A 22,784-nucleotide genomic window follows, 5' to 3' on the forward strand; every position below is an offset into this window, starting at 1 on the left:
GTGGGCGGCACGGCCTTCCCGCCGATCCGGACGCACCGGTTCGGAGGGTGACCGGCACTCTTCCGACGCGCGAAACGTGAGAAAGGTGAACACATGTCGTCATTCGACCCGTACTCCCCGCTGCCGAGCCTTCCCGGTTTCACCCTGACCTCGGAGAGCTTCACCGACGGGGCCGCACTCGCCAACGGGCAGGTGAGCGGGATCATGGGTGCGGGTGGCGAGGACCTCTCCCCGCAGCTGAGCTGGTCCGGATTCCCCGCCGAGACCAAGAGTTTCGCCGTCACCGTCTACGACCCCGACGCTCCGACCGCCGCCGGGTTCTGGCACTGGGCCGTCGCCGACATCCCCGCCTCGGTCACGAGCCTGCCCGAGGGCGCCGGCGACGACGACGGGTCCGGGCTCCCCGAAGGCGCGGTCACCCTCACCAACGACGCCTCGCTACGCCGCTACATCGGTGCCGCGCCGCCTCCCGGACACGGCCCGCACCGCTATTTCGTCGTCGTGCACGCCGTGGACACCGAATCGCTCGGGCTGCCGGAGAACGCGACACCGGCCTACCTGGGTTTCAACCTGTTCTCGCATGCGATCGCGCGGGCGACCCTCGTCGGCACCTACGAGCAACCAGCCGAGAACGTCTGAGTTCTCGCACGGCCGATCGCCCGGTGCCCTGCGTACCGGGCGATCGGTGGCCGTCAGGGCTGGTTGCGGGCCGCGCAACCGACCGCGTCGGAGATCGAGACGAAGCCACCGTCCCGGGCGCGCCGGGCGAGTCCGGCATGGAGCTCGGCGAGCCACACCGGGCCGCCGTAGATGAAGCCGGTGTAGACCTGCAACAGGTCGGCACCGGCGCAGATCCGCTCCCAGGCCTGGTCGACGGTCTCGATGCCGCCCACGCTGACGAGCGCGACACGTCCGCCGACGCGGTCGTAGAGGCGACGCAGCACCGTCAGCGACCGAGCGTTGACCGGCGGCCCCGACAGGCCACCGGCACCGATGTCATCGACCTCGTGCGACGGGGTGCGCAGACCCTCGCGGCCGATCGTGGTGTTGGTGGCGACGATGCCGGCCAGGCCGAGCTCCACGGCCAGGTCCGCCACGGCGTCGACGTCGTCGTCGACGAGATCGGGGGCGATCTTCACCAGCACCGGGACGTCCACGGCGGCGAGCACCGCGGCCAGGATCGGTCGCAGTGAGTCGACGGCCTGCAGATCACGCAGTCCCGGGGTGTTCGGCGAACTCACGTTGACCACGACGAAATCCGCGAGCGGTCCGAGCAGTTCCGCCGAACGCCGGTAGTCGTCGATGGCGTCCTCGACCGGGACGACCTTGGTCTTGCCGATGTTGGCTCCGATGGGGACCGACACCGGCCCCCGTCGTACCTCGGTCAGGTGCTGTGCGGCCACCTCGGCACCGGGATTGTTGAAGCCCATCCGATTGATCAGCGCACGGTCCGCGGGCAGCCGGAACAATCGCGGCGTCGGATTCCCGGGCTGCCCCTGGCCGGTGATCGTGCCGATCTCGGCGAACCCGAAGCCGAGCTGACCCCAGGTGTTCACCGCGCCCGCCGTCTTGTCGAACCCGGCCGCCAGACCGATCGGGGCGGGAAAGTCGACGCCGAACACCCGCGTCCGCAGGATCGGATCATGCCGGGCCAACAGCCTCGCGGTCAGGAACGCCAACGGCGGAAACCGCCCGACGACGCGCAGCACCGAGAACACGATGTGATGGATTCGCTCCGGATCGACGCGGAACATGACCGAGCGCAGCAGGGGATAGCACCACCGGTTGAGCACGGGAAGTACTCGGGTGGTGCTGCGGGACATCAGCATGCGCGGGCGCTCCGTGGGTCGTTGTCGTCGAATCCGGTGGACCGGTCGCCGGTCGGGTCGGCGGTGTCGGGCCCGCGTGAACCTCGCGGCGGCCGGCGCCGTTTGAGCAGCACCTTGCGGGTTCCGTCGGAGTAGAGCCGCACCCTGGACAGCTCCCAACCGCCGAACTCCGCCTCGAGGGCCAGCCGCATCGAGGCGGTCACCCGGGTGACGTCAGGGGGAAGACGCAGCAGGATGCACTCGACATCCTCCGAGGTGACCTCCCACCCGTCGGGATAGCGGGAACCGAGGCGCGCAGCAGTACGCGCACTACGAGCGTGCGGACGCCGGTCAGGATTCATTCGGCCCGCTCGCTTCGCTCCCGGCGCCGGGATTCATTCGGCCCGCCCGTCGTCGGGAACCACCTGGAGCCCGCCGTTCCGCGCCGAGAGGACGTAGACGGGGCCCGATCCGTCGACCACGATGTGGTCGGGCTGTACGACCGAGGCGAACCGCCGGACCTCGGTGGGTTCACCGTCTGCCAGGTCAAATGCCACCACCTCGTTGTCGCCGGTCGTCGAGACCCAGAGCAGGTCTCGGGTGTCGTCGTAGTCTACGGCGTACGGTCCGCCGGCCACCGGGTAGCGAAAGCGCATCACCAGCGGTGATCCGAAGAAGCCGAGGATCTCGCCGTCACGGGTGTTGGCGACCAGCACGCGTCCGAACTCGTCGACGGTCGAGTTGGTGGCCCCGTTGCCCGCACGCAGCGCCGGCCCCAGTTCACCGGATTCGGGGTCGACAGGGGTCACCGACGACTGCGCCCGATCCAGGACGACGACCTGGCCGTCGAGGCCTTCCGCAGACTCGGGCGCGGCCGTCACCGAGTCCACCCGTACGAAGCGATCGACGTCGTGCTTCTTCGCGAAATCGTTGTCGTACACGAGGACTCGTCCATCGGCCGTGCCGACGACGAGAAGCCCGGCCGTGGTCCGGGCGATCGCCGTCGGCTGGTCGGACTCGAGGTCGCCCGTGCGGATCCGCCCGTCGGCATCGACGACGACGAGCGCACCCGGGCCCGCGCCGACGAACCCGCCGTCGTCGCCGGCGGCCAGGGTGGTGAGGCCCGGGACCGCGATCGTCTGCGGCGGGGTCGTCAGCGCCCCGGCGTCGTATCGGAGGATCTGGTTGCCGTCGGCCGAGAGGACGGCGACGCTGCCACCCGACGCGGCGAGCGCACGCGCCCCGGCCGGGGCGGGCACGACGGTGCCCGCGGGAGCCGTCGTCGAATTCGCGGGCGCCTCCGGCGCGGTCGCGGGCGCGACGGTCGGTACGTCGGGGGTGCCGTCGTCGGAGCCGCACGCGGTGATCATGCCCACACCGATGACCAGTGCCGCCGTGGCCGCGATCGGACACCGTAGCCGCGACATGCCCGTGTGGGACTGGTGACTTGGGCGTGAAGGTCGCGGGAAGAGCATGTCCCCATCTTGCGCGACCGCTTCCGCGCGCCGCTCAGGCGGGTCGGGGCCGTGTCGTCGTGTCGGGTCGGGCGCGGCGGTCCCAAGTAGCATCGGGCGCCGTGACCGACACCATGACGTGGACCCAGTCGATCGTCCTCGGGGCGTTGCAGGGCCTCACCGAGTTCCTGCCGATCTCGTCGTCCGGGCATCTCCGGATCGCCTCCGAACTGATGTTCGGCGAGGACGCCGGCGCTTCCTTCACCGCGGTCACGCAGCTCGGCACCGAGGCCGCGGTCCTCGTCTTCTTCGCCCGCGACATCGTCCGCATCATCACCGCGTGGTTCCGCGGGCTCCGCCATGCCGACGAGCGGAACGTCGACTACCGGATCGGCTGGTACGTGATCTTCGCGACCATCCCGATCGGCCTGATCGGCTTCCTGTTCAAGGACGAGATCCGCACCACCGGACGCAATCTGTGGCTCGTCGCCATCATGCTGATCGTGTTCGCCGGCGTGTTCTGGCTGGCCGAGCGATACGGGCAGAAGCAGCGGAACCTCGAGCAGCTCACCCTGCGGGACGGCCTCGTGATGGGTGGCGCCCAATGTCTGGCGCTGATCCCGGGCGTGTCGCGTTCCGGTGCGACCGCGAGTGCCGGCCTGTTCCTCGGACTCGAACGCGAAGCCGCGTTCCGCTTCTCGTTCCTGCTGGCCATCCCCGCGGTCACCGCATCCGGCCTGTTCAGCCTCCCGGACGCGTTCAACCCGAGCGGGGAGGGCATGGAGGCCAGCGGGCCCCAGCTGCTCGTCGCGACGCTGGTCGCGTTCGTCGTCGGTTATGCCGCGATCGCCTGGCTGCTCAAGTTCGTCAGCGCGCACTCCATGAACTGGTTCGGCGCCTATCGCATCGTGCTGGGCGTCACGCTGATCATCCTGCTGTCGACCGGCGTCGTCTCGGCGACCTGATGCCACGGCCGCGGCGCCGGGCGGTCGCGCCGTGCGGTCCCGCCGGGCCGGTGCCTATGGTTGTGGGATGACCGTGATCCTTCTCCGGCACGGCCGTTCGACGGCGAACACCTCAGGGGTGCTCGCCGGTCGCAGCGCCGGCGTCCACCTCGACGACCGCGGGCGCGCCCAGGCCGATGATCTGGTTCGTCGCCTCGGCGACCATCTCGGGTCCATCCGCGCGGTGGCACGTTCGCCGCTCGATCGGTGCGCCGAGACCGTCCAGCCACTGCTGGCGGCGCTGGCCGCCGATGGTCAGGCGCCACCGGAAATCGTCGTGGACGATCTCGCCGAGGTCGACTACGGCGGGTGGACCGGGCGTCCGATCTCGGAATTGTTGACCGAACCGCTGTGGAAGGTCGTGCAGCGGCAGCCGTCGGCCGCGATCTTCCCCGACGGGGAGGGACTCGCCGACGTGCAGGCACGGGCCGTACGCGCCATCCGCGAACTGGACCGCGTCCACGGCGGCCCGGACGGTTCGGGGGTGTGGATCGCCTGCTCGCACGGTGACGTGATCAAGTCGATCATCGCCGACGCCATGGGCAGCCACCTCGACGCCTTCCAGCGCATCGTCGTCGAACCGGCGTCGATCAGCGTGATCCGCTACACGCCGTCGCGTCCGTATGTCCACACGGTGAATGCGACCGAGTCGCTGTCCATCCCGAAGCCCCCGCCGCCGGCGCAGGACGGGCAGCGACCGTCCGACGACGCGGTGGTGGGCGGCGACACGGGCGCGGATGTCGCGCCGTCCGCCAACGGTGCCGCGACGATCCCGGCGACATCGGGATAATGAACCAGACGACGAAGGAGGTGTGATGTCTCGAGCGATACACGTGTTCCGGAGCCCGGACCGCTTCGTGGCGGGCACGATCGGGCAGCCCGGTGACCGCACGTTCTACCTCCAGGCGGTCCACGAGGCCCGCATCATCAGCGTGATGCTGGAGAAGCAGCAGGTCCAGATCCTCGCCGACCGGATCGGTGCCCTGCTCGACGAGATCCACCGACGCTTCGGCACGCCGATCCCGCCGGAGACCGACCGGGTCGGTGACCTGAGTCCACTGGTGATGCCGGTCGACGCCGAGTTCCGGGTCGGCACGATGGGGCTCGGCTGGGACGCCGAATCCGAGGCGGTGGTGGTCGAGTTGCTCGCCATCACCGAGGGGGAGTTCGACGAGAGCGTGGTCCTCGACGACACCGACGAGGGCCCGGACGCGGTGCGGGTCTTCCTGACGACCGCGGCGGCCCGTGAGTTCGCCGCCCGTTCGTCGAGGGTGATATCCGCGGGACGACAGCCGTGCCCGCTGTGCAGCGAACCGCTCGACCCCGAAGGTCACCTGTGTATCCGGACCAACGGATACAAACGGGACGCGGAGTTGAGCAAATCCCTCGACTTCATCGACCCCGATGTCTTCAACAGCCTTGCCGCACAGAATGATCCGGGCCTGGCGGCCGATGACGACCCCTTCGGCCAGGCGGGGGACACCCCGCCGTCCGGTGACCCGGACGACCCCGACGAGCCCGGTGACGCCGGCTCTTCCGCACGTGACTGACGAGCCCGCGGTCGACCACGTCCTCCGCGAGGGCGAACTCACCATCCTCGGCCGGATCCCGTCGGCCAGCAACGCGACGCTCGTGTGCGATGCGGTGCTCGACGACCGGACCTCAGTGCGCTGTGTGTACAAACCGGTGCGCGGTGAGGTGCCGCTGTGGGACTTCCCCGACGGCACGCTCGCCGGACGGGAAGTGGCGTCGTATCTGATCTCGGAGGCGCTGGGGTGGGACACGATCCCGACCACGGTGCACCGCGACGGGCCGCTCGGGCCCGGGATGGTGCAGCGCTGGGTCGAGACACCCGACAACACCGATCACCCGATCCCGGAGACCGAACCACGGGTCGACCTGGTCGACCTGTGCCCGGTGGGCGCGGTACCCACCGGCTATCTCGCGGTCCTGCAGGCCTACGACCCGTACGGCGACCCCGTCGTGCTGGTGCACGCCGACGACCCGCGGTTGCAGCGCATGTCGGTGCTCGACGTCATCCTCAACAACGCCGACCGCAAGGGCGGTCACGTCCTAGAAGGTCTGGACGGCACCGTCTACGGGATCGACCACGGCATCTGCCTGCACGAGGAGGACAAACTGCGGACGGTGTTGTGGGGCTGGGCGGGCGAACCGGTACCCGGGCACCTCGTCGCCGATGTCGCCGAACTCGCCGAACGTCTGGAGACCGACGGCTCGGCCCTGCGCGCACAGCTCGCCGAACACATCACGCCCGACGAGATCGAGTCGCTCGCGATCCGCGCGATCGTGGTCGCCGAGAGCGCGACCATGCCGCACCCGCCCGGTCACCGGCCCATCCCGTGGCCGCCGTTCTGAGCGAGTGCGCTCCGTCCCGGACGAGGCCGTGAAGGGCCTGCGCGCGGTGGGCAATACAGTGGACGCATGCAGTCGTGGCCCGATCTCGAACTCCCCGCCGTACCGGGCAGTGGACCCGCCCTCCGTCTCTACGACACCGCCGACCGTGCGGTCCGTCCCGTCGCCCCCGGGGCCACCGCGACCATGTACGTGTGCGGCATCACCCCCTACGACGCGACCCACCTGGGGCACGCCGCCACCTATGTGACCTTCGACCAGGTCAACCGGATCCTGCGCGATCAGGGCCACGAGGTCCATTACGTGCAGAACGTCACCGACGTCGACGACCCGCTGTTCGAACGGGCGGACCGGGACGGCGTCGACTGGCGTGATCTCGGGGCGCGGGAGACGCAGTTGTTCCGCGACGACATGACCGCCCTGCGCGTCCTGCCCCCACGCGATTACATCGGCGCGGTCGAGTCGGTCAACGAGGTCGTCGAGGTCGTCGGCAAGCTGCTGGCCTCCGGGGCCGCCTACACCGTCGACGACGCGCAGTTCCCGGACGTCTATTTCCGCACCGATGCCACCGAACAGTTCGGCTACGAGTCGGGGTACGACCGCGAGACCATGGAACGGTTCTTCGCCGAGCGCGGCGGCGATCCCGATCGTCCCGGCAAACGCGATCCGCTCGACGCGCTCCTGTGGCGCGCCGAACGTCCGGGCGAGCCGTCGTGGGAGTCGCCGTTCGGTCCGGGCCGGCCGGGCTGGCACATCGAGTGTTCGGCGATCGCGCTGAACCGCCTCGGGATCGAGTTCGACATCCAGGGCGGCGGCAACGATCTCATCTATCCGCACCACGAGTACTCGGCGGCCCACGGGGAGGCCCTCACCGGTTCGCGGCGGTTCGCCCGGCACTACGTGCACACCGGAATGGTCGGGCTCGACGGCGAGAAGATGTCGAAGAGTCGTGGCAATCTCGTGTTCGTGTCGGTCCTGCGTCGCGAGGGCGTGGACCCCGCGGCCATCCGACTCGCACTGCTCGCCGACCACTACCGCGGTGACCGGATGTGGACGGACGCGGTCCTGGACACGGCCGTCGAACGCCTCGGTCGCTGGCGTACGGCGCTCGGCGCCGGCGCCGGACCCGACGCCGAACCGGTCATCGAGCGGCTCCGCCAGCATCTCGCCGACGACCTCGACACCCCTAAAGCGCTTGCCGCAGTGGACGGTTGGTGCGCGGATGTGCGCAACGGAATCGGTTCGTCGACGACGGCGCCCGCCGAGCTCGCGGCCGCGGTCGACGCGCTGCTGGGAATCCCGCTCGTCCCCGACGTCCGATAGGCGTTGTCCCCACGCCCGGATGTCCGCGCGCCGACGTCTGGGTAGAGTGCTGACGTGGCGCGCGTGCAAGAGATCCGACCCGAGACCGACGCCGGGGTGTACACCGTCGTCACCCGGACGTCGACCTACCTGCTGGATTTCACCGAGATGACGCTGCTCCGGGCCCCCGGGGTCGGCGGCACCGAGAACGAGGACTGGACGGTCAGCAGGCTCCGACGCGACTCCGAGGACATCCCGCTGCTCGGGGTGAAGTCCTGTCGCCTGGGGGAGTCCGCGCAGTTCTGGGTGCGCGCCGCCGACGATCCCGACGTCCGCACGTGGCGGATCACCACCCCGGTGGTGTCCATCGAGAAGATCGGCTGACGACCCGGATTCCGGCCGGACGCCTGGTTCAGGGTCCGAACGGGCCCTGGCCGCGACGTTTGAGGTAGCGCTCGAACTCGGCGGCCAGCGCGTCGCCGTCGATCTTCGCCATGACCTCGTCGGTGTCGACCTCGGCGTCCCCGCGCTCTTCGAGCCCGCGCACGTAGTCGGCGATCTCCTCGTCGTCTTCCGTCATCTCGGTGACCGCGCGTTCCCATTCCTCCGCCTGCTCGGGGAGGGTGCCGAGCGGCACCTCGATGTCGAGGACCTCCTCGACCCGGGTCAGCAGCGCCACCGTGGCCTTCGGGTTCGGCGGCGTCGACACGTAGTGGGGGACGGCCGCCCAGAACGAGACGGCCGGCAGACCTGCCTGGACGAAGAGATCCTGGAGCACACCGGTGATGCCGGTCGGTCCCTCGTAGCGACTCTCCGCGAGGTTGTACCGGGCCGCGGACTCGCTGCTGTAGGCCGCGCCGGTCACCGGCACCGGACGGGTGTGCGGGGTGTCGGCGAGCAACGCGCCCAGCATCACCGTGGTCTCGACACCGAGCTCCTGCGCGAGGTCGACGATCTCGGCGCAGAACGCCCGCCACCGCATGTTGGGTTCGATGCCGCGGACCAGCACGATGTCGCGGTCGGCGCCCCGCGGGCTGCAGTACGAGATCGACGTCGTCGGCCAGTCGATCCGGCGCGTGACCCCGTCGATCTGATTCACGGTGGGGCGATTGACCTGGAAGTCGTAGTATTCATCGGAGTCGATGTCGGCGAGGGGTCGGGCGTCCCATTCGAGTGCCAGGTGCTCGACAGCGCTGCTGGCGGCGTCCCCGGCGTCGTTCCACCCCTCGAAGGCCGCGAGCAGAATGGGTCTGCGCAGCTGGGGAAGGTTCGACGTCTGCTCAGCGTTCACCGATCCAGCCTACGACCGAACACGCAGAGAGGGCGAACTACGCTGTCAACCATGTCCCCTGACTTCTCCGGAACCGATCCACGCGATTTCGACACGACATTTCTGTCGGCGATGTCGCGTCGGGTACTGATCGGCGACGGGGCGATGGGCACCATGCTGCAGGCCGCGGATCTGACGCTCGACGACTTCCGTGGCCTCGAGGGTTGCAACGAGATCCTCAACGACACCCGGCCCGACGTCCTCGAGGGCATCCACCGTGCGTACTTCGAGGCCGGCGCCGACGCCGTGGAGACCAACACCTTCGGGTGCAACCTGTCGAATCTGGGCGATTACGACATCGCGGACCGGATCCGGGAGCTGTCGTACAAGGGAACGACGATCGCGCGCGGCGTCGCCGACGAGATGGGTCCCTCGGCCGACGGCACCGACCGTTTCGTCCTGGGTTCGATCGGGCCGGGCACCAAGCTGCCCAGCCTCGGCCACACCACGTATGCGGCCATCCGCGACGCCTACCTGGAATGCGTCATCGGCATGCTCGAGGGCGGTGCCGACGCGATCCTGATCGAGACCTCGCAGGACCTGCTGCAGGTGAAATCGGCGGTGGTGGCCGCCCGCCGTGCGATGGAGCGGGTGGGCCGCAGGATCCCGATCATCTCCCACGTCACGGTCGAGACGACCGGCACGATGCTCCTCGGCTCGGAGATCGGTGCCGCGCTGACAGCGCTGGAGCCGCTCGGTATCGATCTGATCGGCCTGAACTGCGCCACCGGTCCCGCCGAGATGAGCGAGCACCTGCGGTACCTCTCCAAGCACGCGCGCATCCCGGTGTCGGTGATGCCCAATGCCGGTCTGCCGGTCCTCGGTGCCAACGGCGCCGAGTACCCGCTGACGCCCGAGGAACTCGCGCAGGCCATGTCGCAGTTCGTGGGCGAGTTCGGCCTGCAGTTCGTCGGTGGCTGTTGCGGCACGACACCCGAACACATCCGGCAGGTCGCGGACGCGGTGTCCGAGGTGACCCCGGCGACCCGGACCCCGGAACACGAGTCGGAGACGTCGTCGCTGTACTCCGCGGTGCCCTTCGACCAGGACGCCAGCTTCCTGGTGATCGGTGAGCGCACGAACACCAACGGCTCCAAGGCCTTCCGCGAGGCGATGATCGCCGAGGACTACCAGAAGTGCCTCGACATCGCGAAGGACCAGACCCGCGACGGCGCGCACATGCTCGACCTCAACGTCGACTACGTCGGTCGCGACGGCGCCGCCGACATGACGGCTCTCGCCAGCCGGTTCGCCACCTCGTCGACGCTGCCGATCATGCTCGACTCCACCGAGCCGGAGGTCATCCGAGCCGGTCTGGAGTCGCTGGGCGGGCGCTGCGCGGTGAACTCGGTCAACTACGAGGACGGCGACGGACCGGATTCGCGGTTCACCAAGATCATGCAGCTCGTCGTCGAGCACGGGGCGGCGGTCGTCGCGCTCACCATCGACGAGGAGGGGCAGGCGCGTACCGCGGACTGGAAGGTCCGGGTGGCCGAGCGGCTGATCGCCGACATCACCGGCAACTGGGGACTCGCCGAAGAAGACATCATCCTCGACACGCTGACCTTCCCGATCTCGACGGGTCAGGAAGAAGTCCGACGCGACGGCATCGAGACCATCGAGGCCATCCGCCGGCTGCACGAGGCCCACCCCGACGTGCACTTCACGCTGGGCATCTCGAACATCTCCTTCGGGCTCAATCCCGCTGCGCGACAGGTGCTCAACTCGGTCTTCCTGCACGAGTGCGTACAGGCCGGCCTCGACACCGCGATCGTGCACGCGTCGAAGATCCTGCCGATGGCCCGGATCCCGGAGGAGCACCGCGAGGTCGCCCTCGACCTCGTCTACGACCGGCGGCGTGAGGGTTACGACCCGCTGCAGAAGCTCATGGAGCTGTTCGAGGGTGTCTCGGCCGCCTCGGCGCGTGAGTCGCGGGCCCAGGAACTGGCGAAGCTGCCGCTGTTCGAGCGCCTGGAGCGCCGGATCGTCGACGGTGAGCGCAACGGTCTGACCGACGACCTCGACGAGGCGATGACCCAGGTCCCGCCGCTGACGATCATCAACGACACGCTGCTGGCCGGGATGAAGACCGTCGGCGAGCTCTTCGGTTCGGGCCAGATGCAGCTGCCGTTCGTGCTGCAGTCCGCCGAGGTGATGAAGACCGCGGTGGCGCATCTCGAGCCGCACATGGAGGCCACCGGCGAGGACGGCAAGGGACGCATCGTCCTCGCCACCGTCAAGGGCGACGTGCACGACATCGGCAAGAACCTCGTCGACATCATCCTGTCCAACAACGGGTACGAGGTCGTCAACATCGGCATCAAACAGCCGATCGCGACCATCCTCGACGTCGCCGCGGACAAGCGCGCGGACGTCATCGGGATGTCCGGGCTGCTGGTCAAGTCGACCGTGGTGATGAAGGAGAACCTCGAGGAGATCAACTCCCGCGGGCTCGCCGACGAGTACCCGGTCCTCCTCGGCGGCGCCGCACTCACCCGCTCCTACGTCGAGAACGATCTCTCCGAGACCTACGAGGGCGACGTGCACTATGCGCGTGACGCTTTCGAGGGTCTGCGCCTGATGGACGACATCATGGCGACCAAGCGCGGCGGGGGACCCGACCCGGACAGCGACGAGGCGAAGGCCGCGGCGGAGAAGGCCGCCGAACGCAAGGCCCGCCATGAGCGATCGAAGCGCATCGCGGCCAAGCGCAAGGCCGCCGAGGAACCCGTCGAGGTGCCGGCCCGCTCGGATGTGGCCGCCGACAACGAGATCCCGACCCCGCCGTTCTGGGGGTCGCGGATCGTCAAGGGCGTCCCGATCGCGGACTACATGCAGCTCCTCGACGAGCGCGCGCTGTTCCTGGGTCAGTGGGGTCTTCGGGGCGCCCGCGGTGGTGACGGGCCGTCGTATGAGGACCTCGTCGAGACCGAGGGCCGTCCGCGACTGCGGTACTGGATCGATCGCCTGTCGACCGAGAACATCCTGCAGCACGCCGCGGTGGTCTACGGGTACTACCCGGCGGTCAGTGACGGCGACACCGTCCACGTGCTCACCGAGCCGGAACCCGGTGCGCCGGTGCGGTTCAGCTTCACGTTCCCGCGTCAGCAGCGGTCGCGGTTCCTGTGCATCGCGGACTTCATCCGGTCCCGCGCCGACGCGAAGGCGGCCGGCAAGGTCGACGTGCTGCCGTTCCAGCTCGTCACCATGGGACAGCCGATCGCCGACTTCGCCAACAAGCTGTTCGCCGACAACGCCTACCGCGACTACCTCGAGGTGCACGGCATCGGCGTGCAGCTGACCGAGGCGCTCGCCGAATACTGGCACCAGCGGGTGCGCAGCGAACTCGCGTTCGGCGACCGCACGATGGCCAGCGAGGACCCGGAGAACGCCCAGGGCTTCTTCGACCTCGAATACCGCGGCGCGCGTTTCTCGTTCGGTTACGGCGCCTGCCCCGACCTCGAGGACCGGGCGAAGATGATGGAGTTGCTCGAGCCAGGGCGGATCGGCGTCGAACTGTCCGAGGAGTTGCAGTTGCATCCCGAGCAGTCGACCGACGCGTTCGTGTTGCACCATCCGGAGGCGAAGTACTTCAACACCTGACGTACTTCGCCACCGGATCGAGGGACGGGGGACAGGCGATGACGGTTCTGGAGCGGTCCGAGGGGCCGGTGCGGATCATCGGGATCGACCGGCCGGATCGGCGCAACGCCGTCGACCGGGCGACGGCCGATGCGCTGGCGGATGCCTTCCGGCGGTTCGACGCCGACGACTCGGTGTCGGTCGCGGTGCTCTACGGCGAAGGCGGGACCTTTTGCGCCGGAGCCGATCTCAAGGCCATCTCGGACGGTGACCCGAATCGGGTGGCACCCGACGGTGACGGTCCGATGGGCCCGACGCGGATGACGTTGTCCAAGCCGGTCATCGCGGCGATCTCCGGGCACGCCGTGGCCGGCGGACTGGAGCTGGCGCTGTGGGCGGACCTGCGTGTGGTCGACGACGACGCCGTCTTCGGGGTGTTCTGCCGGCGCTGGGGCGTCCCGCTGATCGACGGTGGGACCGTTCGACTTCCGCGCCTGATCGGCGAGAGCCGGGCCATGGATCTCGTGCTGACCGGCCGGGCGGTACCCGCCGATGAGGCCCTGTCGATCGGGCTCGCGAATCGCGTCGTGCCGTCCGGGACTGCGCTACCGGCCGCGATCGCACTGGCCACGGAGATCGCCGCGTTCCCGCAGACGTGCGTGCGGCAGGACCGGCTGTCGGTCCTCGAACAGGACGGCCTGGACACGAACGCGGCCATCGCAAACGAACTCCGACACGGCATGGTCTCGCTCGCCACCGACACCCTGGCCGGCGCAAGCAGATTCGCCGGCGGGGCCGGCCGGCACGGGGAGGGCGTCGGCAGTTAGACGAACCGACGAATGCGGAACCTCTCGACGCGCCGAGCTATTCACCAGCCCCTGCTCCCTGATCCGAAAGAACGCCCTGCCCCCGCTCCCTGATCCGAAAGAACGCCCTGCCCCTGCTCCCTGAGGAGCGCCCGGAGCTTGCGGAGGGCGACCAACCCCGCTCCCTGAGGAGCGCCCGGAGCTTGCGGAGGGTGCGTCACGAAGGGTCTTCACAACCCGACTCACCAGGACCCTTCGTGACGGCCTCCGCAAGCTCCGGCCTCCTCAGGGAGCAATGATTGGGCTCGCGCCGATCACAACGGGTTCTTTCGTCGTCCACGACGTCCGTCGGGCCGCAGACACTGAGGTATGAGCAGCGATAGCCGCCGGGCCGAGCAAGCGACGAAGGAGCGCGTCGAGGTCGACGAGCTACGACGGGTCCTCTTGCGTTGCAGCGCAGTCAGTTGCGTGCGAGGTACTCGGCTAGGAATGCTTCGACGAGGGAGGGTTGGAGCTGTCGCTGGCCGGGTCGGGGTGGTCTCACGTCGATGACGTGGCTGGTTGTCGACCATGAGCGACGCGCGTCGTCGTGGTGCCGGTTGTTCGGGCGCGCGTGATCGCCGGACCGCGTTGGTGGTCCGTGGATCTGCTCGCGCACGGTGTTCAGGTGGTGTGCGAACCGCCGGGGTATGTCGGGTCGGCGGTTGATGTGTTCGGGGTTGGGCGGTGCGCCGGGTTCGGCGTTCAATCGCCACAGGCAGCGGCCTTCGTCGGGTCCGGAGCGTGCGATGCGGGTGGTGTATTGGCCGGGCTGGTCGCCGACCATGCGGTTGTGACGCGGGCAGGCCGGGGCGAGGTCGTCGATGTCGGTGAGACCACCCTTCGCCCAATCTTTCTGGGCGTGATGCATGTCGACCTGAGTGGCGGGCTGATCACACCCGGGTGCCGAACACACTTCCCCGTCAGGGCGGGCGAAGGAGACCAGGCGTTGTTCCCGGGTGGCGAGACGTTTCCCGCGCCCGAAGTACAGCGGGACGGCGGTGGCGTTTTTGAAGATGGCCAACCACGGCTGGATGTCGCCGGCCATGGCGATGAGGTCGGGGATGGGGAGCAGTGTTCCGGTGGCGGTGGTCGCGAGTCCGGCTTCGCGGATGAGGTCGCCCAGGTCGGCTTTGACGATCAGTTGCACGGGCAGCCCGCGGTGCGAGGTGCCGAGAGTCCCGTCGGCGAAACCTGCGGCCAGGGCGGCGTCGAGCGCGTCGTGATTGATCTGCGCGGGAGTACGGCTGTCGCGGTCGGCTGCGGCGGTGAGGGCGTCATGGTCGGCGGTGCCGGCCGGTCCGGACGGTGAGTGGGGGTCGTCGGGGTTGTTGAGTCCGGGTTTGCCCCAGACCGCGAACATCATCGTCAACCGGGCGGCAAGTGCGGGTGTCAGGGTGCCCGAGATCTTGGCGGTGCCATCAGCGCGTTGCCGACCGATCCACAGGTTGCGGCGTCGTTTCTGGTCGGTGTCGTCGGTCAGGGTGCCGTCGGGGTCGAGGTGGGCGAGCAGCCGCGCTCCGAGTTGGGTGATGTCGGCGGGTGTGTGGTCGGTGGCGATCTCGGCCATCTGACGTTCAGCGGCGATCTTGATGTCGTGGTCGACGGTGCCGGGGATGCGATCGAGGACATCGAGGGTGGCCTGCACGTGCGCGGTACCGACTGCGCCTTGTGCGAAAGCTTCGGCGAGGCAGGGGTATTCGGGTTCCAGTATGTCACCGCCGAGGCTGGTGCGTGTGGCGGTGGCGTCCATCTGCTTACGGCGTCGCATCGGGTTGGAGACGCGTAGCCGGTGGGTCATGAACTGCATGAGGGTGCGGCAGCCGGCCTTGCGGGGCAGGTCGCGGGCCTCGGCCTGATCGATCTGCCGGTCACCGGCAACAGTCAACCGTGCGATCGCTTTCTCGGTGTCGGCTGCCACTTCGGCCAACTCGGCATCGGTGCACGGCCCCAGGTCGACCGTCTGCAACTCGTCCACGATGCGGTGGAGGTCGGCAATCAACTCGACGGCACGCGGCTGCGGCGTCGCTGATCCGTCAGACATGGCCACCCCCGAGAACCGTAGCTGCGAATGTACGTTCGAGTGTACACCACAGCCGGCATCGCGCAACCCGAAAATGTCTGTTGTGCAACGGTATTCGTCGGCGACAACTTGTCGGTGCGTTGTGGTAGATGGGGCGCCGGTTTGCGTTGTCCTCGAATTATGTTGGTATGAGTCCTCTCTCGACTGCGGATGTGCGCGGGGAGGCCAGAGACCGCTCAGACGTCCAGCACTTCGGTCAACTGCGGGACAATCTGCTTCTTGCGCGAGACGACGCCTTTGCCGAAGGCATGGCCGTCGGCGACGGTGACACCCAGCGCCTGCTCGATGGCCGAGGCGGGTTCGCCGACCACGAGCAGATCCGAGTCGGCCTTGATCACATCGGTGATGAGCAGGACATAGAGGTCGTACCCGGCTGCCTCCTTCTCTGTGGTCATCGCCGTCAGGAATTCGTCGCGGCGGGCGAGCACCTCCGCGGAGTCGACCGTGGTGATCTGCGAGACCCGCACCGTCTTCGGCCCCATTTCGAAGCTCTTGGAGTCCCGTCCGATGATCGCCGACACCGGCTCGTCGCCGAGCGCGGTCCCGGCCCGTAGAAGCGCGTCGCCGTACTCGTCGACGTCGACGCCCGCGATCGCGGCGAGCTCGGCGGCGGCGGCACGGTCAGCGTCGGTGCAGGTGGGGGAGTTGAACAACAGGGTGTCGGAGATGATCGCCGACAGCATGATGCCCGCCTCTGGGCGCGGGATCTCGACCCCGTTCTCCGCGTACATCCGGGTGAGAATCGTGCAGGTGCATCCGACCGGTTCGACGCGCATGTACAGCGGCGCCGCCGTCTCGAAATTGGCGATCCGGTGGTGGTCGATGACCTTCAGGACGGTCACGTCGGTGATGTCGGCGACGCTCTGCTGGCGCTCGTTGTGGTCGACGAGCATCACCTCCGCCGGCGCGGCCGTCTCGATGACGCGCGGCGCGTCGAGTCCGAAATGGTCCAGGGCGAAGGCGGTTTCGAGACTCGGCCGGCCCAGGGCGACGGCCTCGACATCGCTGCCCAGCGCGGCTTCGAGGTGGGCGAGGCCGATCGCAGCCCCGATGGCATCGGTGTCGGGGTTGCGGTGTCCGAACACCAGGATCTTCGACATGGGACCTCGGCTTTCTCCTCGGCGGTGCGCGTGGGCCCAGACTACGACGATCTCGGCGCCTCGCGGGTCTCGTTCCCGGTGAGCATGATCCTCAGCCGGGTCGGCGCCCGCCCCGGGGTCGGCGTTCTACATTGGCTCCATGTCCACGACCGGGCGTCGACGCGTCATCCTGGTCGTCTGCTGTCTGAGCATGTTCCTCGTCGGCCTCGACGTCTCCGCGGTCAACGTGGCGCTGCCGTCGATCGGCGCCGATCTCGACGCCACGCCGTCTCAGCTCCAGTGGGTGGTCGACTCGTACACGCTGGTCGTCGCGAGCCTGCTCATCCTCGGTGGCACCACCGGTGACCGGCTCGGTCGCAGACGCATTTTCGGGGTCGGCCTCGCGATTTTCGGAACCGGGTCGGTGCTCTGCGCGGTGTCGCCGACACCGGAGGCGATCATCGCGGCCCGGGCCGTCCAGGCGGTCGGTGGCTCGATGCTGAACCCGGTGGCTCTGTCGATCGTGACCAATGTGTTCACCGAGCCGAAGGCGCGTGCGCGGGCGATCGGGTTGTGGGGAAGTGCATTCGGGGCGAGTCTGGCCTTCGGCCCGGTCGTCGGTGGTGCGCTGGTCTCTGGCCTGGGCTGGCAGGCGATCTTCGTGCTCCATGTCCCGGTGTGCGTGCTCGCCCTCGTTCTCAGCCGGCGGTACGTCCCCGAGTCGAGGGCGCCACAGCCTCGACGGGCCGATGTGGTGGGTCAGCTGCTGATCCTCGTGCTGTTGGGAACCGTGACGTTCGGGATCATCGAAGGGCACGTGCTGGGCTGGAGGTCCGGCGTCATCGTCGGCTGTTTCGCGGTCGCTGCGTGCTCGTCTGCGGTTCTCGTCTGGTACGAGTTGCGCCGCGACGAGCCGCTCCTGGACCCGCGGTTCTTCGGCAGTGTGCCGTTCACCGTCGCGGTCGTGTGCGCGGTCATCGCGTTCGCGGCGACCGGCGGGTTCCTCTTCCTCAACACCCTGTACCTGCAAGAAGTCCGCGGACTGAGTCCGCTCGGGGCGGGTCTGATGCTGATTCCGATGGCTCTGGCCGCCGCGTGCTGCGCGCCGGTCTCGGGACGCCTCGTCGCCGCGCGGGGGGCCCGGCCGCCACTGTTCGCGGGCGGGTCCGGGATGGCGGCGGGCGGGGTGCTGCTCCTCGGCGTCGGACCCGATACCCCGTTCACCTATCTCGGCGCGGCCTACCTCGTGTTCGGCATCGGCTTCGGACTGGTCAACGCGCCCATCACGAATGCCGCGGTGTCGGGCATGCCGCGGACCCAGGCGGGGCTCGCCTCCGCGATGGCCTCCACCGGACGCCAGGTCGGGACGGCGCTGGGCGTGGCGGTGTCCGGTGCCATCGCGTTCTCCGGACGGGTGGGAACGGTGGCCGACGACCTGAGCGCCACCGCACGACCGTTCTGGATGGTGGTGACATCGTGCGGCGTGGCGATCGCCGTGCTGGCCTATCTCGCCACCTGCGCCTGGGCGGAACGAACCGCCGTGCGCACACGCGGCCGCGTCGAGTCCCGATCGGGCTCCTGGACGGCGTGAGATTCCCACCATCGCGCGATCAGCTCGACGATCCCGTCAGGTGTCCGCGTCCATCCGAGGTGCGTCGCGACGCCCCCGGCCGGGCCGTCGGAGGCCCGGTAACACAGTGCCGACATCGCGGCCTTGTCGAACGCCGCATCGTAGGCGTCCGCGGCGCGGCCGGACACGACCTCGTCGTCGTGCAGCCGTATCGACAACGCCGGCAACGCGATTCGGAAGTCGAGTGCGAACGGCGCCCACCCGGTCAGCACCATGCGCGCCCACTCCCGCATCAGCGTGCGCGGCGTCGGACCGCCGAAGCCGCGTCGTGGCCACCGGCCGACCACCGCGGCGACCGGCGTCACCGACGCGGCCAGTGCCGCGAGCGGGATCCCGCGTGCGCCGTAGTGGCGGAAGTGGGGGACCGAGGCACCGATCGCCACGACCCCGTCGGGACCACGATCGGTCCGTGAGGCCACCATCGCAGCCAGCTGTGCACCCAGGCTGTGACCGAGCACCAGGACCCTCGTCTCCGGGGTTTCGGCCCGGGCGGCGGTCACGGCGCCGGCCAGGTCGTCCGCCTCGTCGGCATAGGACCAATCGGAACGTCGAGACGGTGGCTCGCTTCCGTCCTCGATCCCTCGCCGAGGGACGATCACGACGTCGAATCCGGCTCTGGTCAGGGCCTCCGCCAAGCGCCGGTAGACACGCGCCGGCACTCCCATCGCCGGCGAGATCAGCACCGTCGTGTGCCGTGTGCGAACAGGGTCGTTCTCGATGCGGGTCATGTTCCCCAACGTCTCGCACCCGCGCCGCCGGCACCACTACCTACCAGGTAGTCGTTTCAAGGCGCGGCCCTGTGGATACCAACCAGCGATGGTCGACGCGGACGCGAAGGGAGCGACACATGTCGGATGTGAGTGATTTCTCGGAGACCTGCAAACGCGTGGCGGACGCCGCGATGGAAGCGGGCGTCCGGATCGCGGTCGCCGAATCGCTGACCGGCGGGAACCTGGCAACGGAACTGAGCAAGGCGCCGAACGCGGGTACATGGTTCCGCGGCGGGGTCGTGGCCTACCACAAGGACGTGAAGTACAGCCTGCTCGAGGTGCCCGAGGGGCCGGTCGTGAGCGAGACCGCGGCGCGCGCGATGGTCGCGTCGACCGCCCGGTTGTTCGACGCCGACCTCGTCGTCGCGGTGACCGGTGAGGCCGGTCCCGAACCCGACGAGGCGGCACCGGGGACGGTGTGGTTCGGACTGGATCACCGTGGCCGCGTCAGCGCATCCCGGGAAGTGTTCGACGGCGAACCCGAAGAGGTCCTCGCCAAGACGATCGGACACTCGTTGGAGTTGATCGAGTCCTGCCTACGGTCCTGATCGCCGGACGACCGTTACCCGTGAGGTAGTCGCCACGCTCCCGCCCGGGACCTACCATGACCCCCATGACCGTCGAGGTGGGAAGCATGCTGCGGCAGTGGCGCTCTCGCCGCTCGCTGAGTCAGCTGGATCTCGCCTACGAGGTCGGTGTCTCGCCGCGTCACCTCAGCTTCGTCGAGACCGGCCGGTCACGCCCGAGTCCGGCGCTGCTCGAGGCGCTGTCCGAGCGGCTCGATGTTCCACTGCGAGAAAGGAATTCGCTGCTCCTCGCCGCCGGGCACGCACCCCGCTACAGCGAGGAACCGCTCGACTCGGACACGATGGCGCACGTCCGGTCGTCGGTCCAGCGATTGCTCGACGCCCACAACCCGAACATGGGCATGGCGCTCGACCGGACCTGGAACGTCGTGCTGGCCAACGACACCGCCCTCACCCTTCTCGAGTTGCTGCCGCCCGAACTGCAGACCGGACCGGTCAATCTGTTCCGGGTGTCGCTGCATCCGGACGGATTCGCGCGGGCCACGCACAACTTCGACGAGTGGGCGACCTACCTGCTCGAGTTGCTCCGGCGGATGGCGCGGATCACCGGCGACCCGCGCCTCGCCGACCTCGAACGGGAGGTCTCGGGGTATCCGACCGTCGCCGCACTCGACGGACGTCTCGCCCGCGACCGTGCCGGAGTCGGGGGAGAACCGCAGTTGCTGGTGCCGTTCCGGCTCGTCCTCGGCGACCAGGTGTTGTCGTTCTTCAGCACCCTCACGACGTTCGGCTCCCCACGCGACGTCACCCTCGAGGAGCTGACCATCGAGCTGTTCTACCCCGCCGACGAGCCCACCGAGCGGTGGGTTGCGATGATGCAGGGGTGACCGACACCGCCCCCGACGTCTCCACCGCCGGCCCCACATCACCCTCGGGTGCGCGCCTTCCCGCTGCCGTGCTGTGGGACATGGACGGCACGCTGCTCGACTCCGAACCGATCTGGGACGTCGCGATGGCGGAACTGGCCGCACGGCACGGCATCGTCATGTCACCGGAACTCCGCGAATCCACTCTCGGGAACTCGCTGCCGGACGCATTGGCGAAGGTGCACGACGCGGCCGGTCTGTCCGCCGCGGAGCGCGACACCGACGCCGACGGACGTTGGACCCTCGATCGGGTCGCCGAACTGTTCGCCGACGACCTGCCGTGGCGTCCCGGCGCACCCGAAGCACTCGACCTGGTGGCCGGGGCAGGGATCCCGATGGTGCTGGTGACGAACACGGTGCGGGAGTTGACCGAGGTGGCCCTGGAGACCATCGGGCGTGGACGCTTCACCACGACGGTCTGCGGCGACGAGGTGGCGGTGGGCAAACCCGCGCCCGACCCCTACCTGCGCGCGGCGGAACTGCTCGGTGTCCCGTCGGCCGACTGTCTGGCCGTCGAGGACTCGCCGACCGGTGCCCAGGCGGCATCGGCGGCCGGATGTCCGACGCTCGTCGTCGAGTCGGCAGCACCGGTCGAGCCGGGTCGGCTGCGCGTCTTCCGGACCAGTCTGGTCGGGCTGGACCTCGACGATGTCGCCGGTGCATGGACCGGCGGTCTCGCGCGCATCTCGACATGCAAAAATGAGGAATCGTGAAGACTTTCGAGGAGCTGTTCGCCGAACTCAGCGACAAGGCGCAGAGCCGTCCCGAGGGTTCGGGTACCGTCGCCGCCCTCGACTCCGGTGTCCACACCCTGGGCAAGAAGATCATCGAAGAGGCGGGTGAGGTCTGGCTCGCCGCCGAACACGAATCCGACGAGTCGCTCGGCGAGGAGATCTCGCAGCTCGTCTACTGGCTGCAGGTGATGATGATCAAGCGGGGACTGACGCTGCAGGACGTGTACCGACATCTGTGACCGGTTGACCCGGTCCGGACACAGTCCACACGACACAGTTCTGCTCCATCCCCGCGCCGGCAGGCGCACTCCACGAAAAGGACAACGAGATGCTGCGAGTGGCCGTACCCAACAAGGGTGCGCTCTCCGAATCCGCGTCGGCCATCCTCTCCGAGGCCGGCTATCGCCGCCGGACCGACGCCAAGGACCTCACGGTCCTCGACAACAACAACGACGTCGAGTTCTTCTTCCTGCGTCCCAAGGACATCGCGATCTACGTCGCCTCCGGCCGGCTCGACCTGGGCATCACCGGACGTGACCTCGCCCGCGACTCCGGTGCCGAGGTGGGCGAACAGCTGGCCATGGGCTTCGGCTCGTCGACCTTCCGTTACGCGGCTCCGGCCGACCAGCAGTGGGCGGTGGCCGATCTCGCGGGCAAGCGCATCGCCACGTCGTACCCGAACCTCGTCCGTGAGGACCTGGCCGGTCATGGCATCACCGCCGACATCATCCGGCTCGACGGTGCGGTCGAGATCTCGATCCAGCTCGGTGTCGCCGACGCGATCGCCGACGTCGTCGGTTCCGGTCGCACGCTGCGTCAGCACGGCCTGGTGGCGTTCGGTGAATCGCTGTGCGATTCCGAGGCGGTCCTCATCTCCCGACGCGACGCCGACCTCACCAAGGCCGAACGGCAGTTCGTCGCCCGAGTGCAGGGCGTGGTGTTCGGACAGCAGTACGTGATGATCGACTACGACTGCCCCCGTTCGCTTCTCGATCAGGCTTCGACGCTCACGCCGGGCCTCGAGTCGCCGACCGTAGCGCCCATGGCCGACCCGGACTGGGTCGCGGTCCGCGCAATGGTGCCCCGCAAGGACCACCAGAACCTCATGGACGAGCTGTCCGAGCTCGGCGCCAAGGCCATCCTGGCGACGGACATCCGGTCCTGCCGGTTCTAGCCACTCCTCCCTGGAGAACGCACGGAGTTTGCGGAGGGAACGTTCTCCTGCTCCCCGAGGAGCGCACGGAGTTTGCGGAGGGAACGTTCTCCTGCTCCCTGAGGAGCGCCCGCAGCTTGCGGAGGGAACGTTCTCCTGCTCCCTGAGGAGCGCCCGGAGCTTG

Annotated in this window: 22 protein-coding genes; 15 read left to right on the top strand and 7 right to left on the bottom strand. The window is 68.8% G+C overall.

Annotated features, from left to right (window positions below):
• The first annotated feature begins 93 nt into the window (after positions 1-93).
• Positions 94-639, top strand: coding sequence for a YbhB/YbcL family Raf kinase inhibitor-like protein (locus tag ACFVHY_RS09980; RefSeq protein ID WP_078112464.1), 546 nt, complete (start codon positions 94-96; stop codon positions 637-639).
• A 53-nt stretch (positions 640-692) separates the two neighbouring features.
• On the opposite strand, the gene ACFVHY_RS09985 is transcribed toward ACFVHY_RS09980, so the two are convergent.
• From ACFVHY_RS09985 to ACFVHY_RS09995, 3 genes are read right to left on the bottom strand one after another with little or no spacing between them, the layout of a single operon-like run.
• Positions 693-1,829, bottom strand: coding sequence for a quinone-dependent dihydroorotate dehydrogenase (locus ACFVHY_RS09985; protein WP_390271378.1), 1,137 nt, complete (start codon positions 1,827-1,829; stop codon positions 693-695).
• A complete protein-coding gene (locus tag ACFVHY_RS09990; protein ID WP_068971564.1) occupies positions 1,823-2,170 on the bottom strand; it encodes a DUF5703 family protein in 348 nt (115 codons plus the stop codon). The genes ACFVHY_RS09985 and ACFVHY_RS09990 overlap by 7 nt, the downstream gene beginning before the upstream one ends.
• Before the next feature lie 33 nt (positions 2,171-2,203).
• Positions 2,204-3,235, bottom strand: coding sequence for a YncE family protein (locus ACFVHY_RS09995; protein ID WP_390271380.1), 1,032 nt, complete (start codon positions 3,233-3,235; stop codon positions 2,204-2,206).
• Between the two features lie 149 nt (positions 3,236-3,384).
• Here ACFVHY_RS09995 and ACFVHY_RS10000 point away from each other — a divergent pair, with 149 nt between their 5' ends.
• The 6 genes from ACFVHY_RS10000 (at position 3,385) to ACFVHY_RS10025 (ending at position 8,325) form a co-directional block, all read left to right on the top strand.
• Positions 3,385-4,227: an undecaprenyl-diphosphate phosphatase gene (locus tag ACFVHY_RS10000; RefSeq protein ID WP_058250412.1), complete on the top strand. Its 843-nt coding sequence runs from the start codon at positions 3,385-3,387 to the stop codon at positions 4,225-4,227.
• Between the two features lie 67 nt (positions 4,228-4,294).
• Positions 4,295-5,056, top strand: a complete 762-nt coding sequence (locus ACFVHY_RS10005) for an MSMEG_4193 family putative phosphomutase (protein ID WP_390271382.1) — start codon at positions 4,295-4,297, stop codon at positions 5,054-5,056.
• A gap of 25 nt (positions 5,057-5,081) precedes the next feature.
• The gene (locus tag ACFVHY_RS10010) at positions 5,082-5,816 is read left to right on the top strand and encodes a DUF3090 domain-containing protein (RefSeq protein WP_226513263.1); all 735 of its coding nucleotides are present in this window, start codon (positions 5,082-5,084) and stop codon (positions 5,814-5,816) included.
• Positions 5,788-6,642, top strand: a complete 855-nt coding sequence (locus ACFVHY_RS10015) for an SCO1664 family protein (RefSeq protein ID WP_390271385.1) — start codon at positions 5,788-5,790, stop codon at positions 6,640-6,642. The genes ACFVHY_RS10010 and ACFVHY_RS10015 overlap by 29 nt, the downstream gene beginning before the upstream one ends.
• 66 nt (positions 6,643-6,708) lie before the next feature.
• Positions 6,709-7,962 (top strand): cysteine--1-D-myo-inosityl 2-amino-2-deoxy-alpha-D-glucopyranoside ligase, encoded by a 1,254-nt coding sequence (gene mshC / locus ACFVHY_RS10020; protein ID WP_390271387.1) that lies wholly within the window; start codon positions 6,709-6,711, stop codon positions 7,960-7,962.
• A 54-nt stretch (positions 7,963-8,016) separates the two neighbouring features.
• A complete protein-coding gene (locus ACFVHY_RS10025; protein WP_058250417.1) occupies positions 8,017-8,325 on the top strand; it encodes a hypothetical protein in 309 nt (102 codons plus the stop codon).
• A gap of 28 nt (positions 8,326-8,353) precedes the next feature.
• Here ACFVHY_RS10025 and ACFVHY_RS10030 read toward each other — a convergent pair whose 3' ends face one another.
• Positions 8,354-9,232, bottom strand: coding sequence for a PAC2 family protein (locus tag ACFVHY_RS10030; RefSeq protein WP_058250418.1), 879 nt, complete (start codon positions 9,230-9,232; stop codon positions 8,354-8,356).
• Positions 9,233-9,283: 51 nt separating this feature from the next.
• Between ACFVHY_RS10030 and metH the strand changes: the two genes are divergently transcribed.
• Together metH and ACFVHY_RS10040 are read left to right on the top strand one after the other, a co-directional pair.
• On the top strand, positions 9,284-12,874 hold the full coding sequence (gene metH, locus ACFVHY_RS10035) for a methionine synthase (RefSeq protein WP_390271389.1): 3,591 nt from the start codon (positions 9,284-9,286) through the stop codon (positions 12,872-12,874).
• A gap of 38 nt (positions 12,875-12,912) precedes the next feature.
• Positions 12,913-13,680: a crotonase/enoyl-CoA hydratase family protein gene (locus ACFVHY_RS10040; RefSeq protein WP_390271391.1), complete on the top strand. Its 768-nt coding sequence runs from the start codon at positions 12,913-12,915 to the stop codon at positions 13,678-13,680.
• 439 nt (positions 13,681-14,119) lie between these two features.
• Here ACFVHY_RS10040 and ACFVHY_RS10045 read toward each other — a convergent pair whose 3' ends face one another.
• Positions 14,120-15,742 carry a DUF222 domain-containing protein gene (locus tag ACFVHY_RS10045; protein ID WP_390271393.1) on the bottom strand — a complete coding sequence of 541 codons (1,623 nt, stop codon included), beginning with the start codon at positions 15,740-15,742 and terminating at the stop codon, positions 14,120-14,122.
• A 215-nt stretch (positions 15,743-15,957) separates the two neighbouring features.
• A complete protein-coding gene (locus ACFVHY_RS10050) occupies positions 15,958-16,881 on the bottom strand; it encodes a manganese-dependent inorganic pyrophosphatase (protein ID WP_390271395.1) in 924 nt (307 codons plus the stop codon).
• A gap of 139 nt (positions 16,882-17,020) precedes the next feature.
• Between ACFVHY_RS10050 and ACFVHY_RS10055 the strand changes: the two genes are divergently transcribed.
• Positions 17,021-18,451 carry an MFS transporter gene (locus tag ACFVHY_RS10055; RefSeq protein ID WP_390271397.1) on the top strand — a complete coding sequence of 477 codons (1,431 nt, stop codon included), beginning with the start codon at positions 17,021-17,023 and terminating at the stop codon, positions 18,449-18,451.
• Here ACFVHY_RS10055 and ACFVHY_RS10060 read toward each other — a convergent pair.
• Positions 18,364-19,218 carry an alpha/beta fold hydrolase gene (locus ACFVHY_RS10060; RefSeq protein WP_390271399.1) on the bottom strand — a complete coding sequence of 285 codons (855 nt, stop codon included), beginning with the start codon at positions 19,216-19,218 and terminating at the stop codon, positions 18,364-18,366. The two genes, ACFVHY_RS10055 and ACFVHY_RS10060, sit on opposite strands and share 88 nt — an antisense overlap.
• A 119-nt stretch (positions 19,219-19,337) precedes the next feature.
• On the opposite strand from ACFVHY_RS10060, the gene ACFVHY_RS10065 reads away from it, so the two are divergent.
• From ACFVHY_RS10065 to hisG, 5 genes are all read left to right on the top strand, one after another.
• Positions 19,338-19,808, top strand: coding sequence for a CinA family protein (locus ACFVHY_RS10065; RefSeq protein WP_390271401.1), 471 nt, complete (start codon positions 19,338-19,340; stop codon positions 19,806-19,808).
• A 65-nt stretch (positions 19,809-19,873) separates the two neighbouring features.
• Complete coding sequence (locus ACFVHY_RS10070) at positions 19,874-20,674, top strand: helix-turn-helix domain-containing protein (RefSeq protein ID WP_390271402.1); 801 nt, start codon at positions 19,874-19,876, stop codon at positions 20,672-20,674.
• An 80-nt stretch (positions 20,675-20,754) separates the two neighbouring features.
• Positions 20,755-21,426, top strand: coding sequence for an HAD family hydrolase (locus tag ACFVHY_RS10075; RefSeq protein ID WP_390271520.1), 672 nt, complete (start codon positions 20,755-20,757; stop codon positions 21,424-21,426).
• The gene (locus tag ACFVHY_RS10080) at positions 21,423-21,686 is read left to right on the top strand and encodes a phosphoribosyl-ATP diphosphatase (RefSeq protein WP_014926729.1); all 264 of its coding nucleotides are present in this window, start codon (positions 21,423-21,425) and stop codon (positions 21,684-21,686) included. Before ACFVHY_RS10075 ends, ACFVHY_RS10080 begins: the two co-directional genes overlap by 4 nt.
• 89 nt (positions 21,687-21,775) lie before the next feature.
• Complete coding sequence (gene hisG / locus ACFVHY_RS10085) at positions 21,776-22,621, top strand: ATP phosphoribosyltransferase (protein WP_390271404.1); 846 nt, start codon at positions 21,776-21,778, stop codon at positions 22,619-22,621.
• Positions 22,622-22,784 lie beyond the last annotated feature (163 nt).

It is taken from the genome of Gordonia sp. NPDC127522 (genome assembly GCF_042672305.1).
Lineage (GTDB): Bacteria > Actinomycetota > Actinomycetes > Mycobacteriales > Mycobacteriaceae > Gordonia > Gordonia hongkongensis.

Bases quoted from the DNA above. Each gene is read 5' to 3' on its own strand.
- ACFVHY_RS09980 (WP_078112464.1), top strand. From the start codon at position 94: ATGTCGTCATTCGACCCGTACTCCCCGCTGCCGAGCCTTCCCGGTTTC.
- ACFVHY_RS09985 (WP_390271378.1), bottom strand. From the start codon at position 1,829: ATGCTGATGTCCCGCAGCACCACCCGAGTACTTCCCGTGCTCAACCGG.
- ACFVHY_RS09990 (WP_068971564.1), bottom strand. From the start codon at position 2,170: ATGAATCCTGACCGGCGTCCGCACGCTCGTAGTGCGCGTACTGCTGCG.
- ACFVHY_RS09995 (WP_390271380.1), bottom strand. From the start codon at position 3,235: ATGTCGCGGCTACGGTGTCCGATCGCGGCCACGGCGGCACTGGTCATC.
- ACFVHY_RS10005 (WP_390271382.1), top strand. From the start codon at position 4,295: ATGACCGTGATCCTTCTCCGGCACGGCCGTTCGACGGCGAACACCTCA.
- ACFVHY_RS10010 (WP_226513263.1), top strand. From the start codon at position 5,082: ATGTCTCGAGCGATACACGTGTTCCGGAGCCCGGACCGCTTCGTGGCG.
- mshC (WP_390271387.1), top strand. From the start codon at position 6,709: ATGCAGTCGTGGCCCGATCTCGAACTCCCCGCCGTACCGGGCAGTGGA.
- metH (WP_390271389.1), top strand. From the start codon at position 9,284: ATGTCCCCTGACTTCTCCGGAACCGATCCACGCGATTTCGACACGACA.
- ACFVHY_RS10040 (WP_390271391.1), top strand. From the start codon at position 12,913: ATGACGGTTCTGGAGCGGTCCGAGGGGCCGGTGCGGATCATCGGGATC.
- ACFVHY_RS10045 (WP_390271393.1), bottom strand. From the start codon at position 15,742: ATGTCTGACGGATCAGCGACGCCGCAGCCGCGTGCCGTCGAGTTGATT.
- ACFVHY_RS10050 (WP_390271395.1), bottom strand. From the start codon at position 16,881: ATGTCGAAGATCCTGGTGTTCGGACACCGCAACCCCGACACCGATGCC.
- ACFVHY_RS10055 (WP_390271397.1), top strand. From the start codon at position 17,021: ATGTCCACGACCGGGCGTCGACGCGTCATCCTGGTCGTCTGCTGTCTG.
- ACFVHY_RS10060 (WP_390271399.1), bottom strand. From the start codon at position 19,218: ATGACCCGCATCGAGAACGACCCTGTTCGCACACGGCACACGACGGTG.
- ACFVHY_RS10065 (WP_390271401.1), top strand. From the start codon at position 19,338: ATGTCGGATGTGAGTGATTTCTCGGAGACCTGCAAACGCGTGGCGGAC.
- ACFVHY_RS10070 (WP_390271402.1), top strand. From the start codon at position 19,874: ATGACCGTCGAGGTGGGAAGCATGCTGCGGCAGTGGCGCTCTCGCCGC.
- ACFVHY_RS10075 (WP_390271520.1), top strand. From the start codon at position 20,755: ATGGACGGCACGCTGCTCGACTCCGAACCGATCTGGGACGTCGCGATG.
- hisG (WP_390271404.1), top strand. From the start codon at position 21,776: ATGCTGCGAGTGGCCGTACCCAACAAGGGTGCGCTCTCCGAATCCGCG.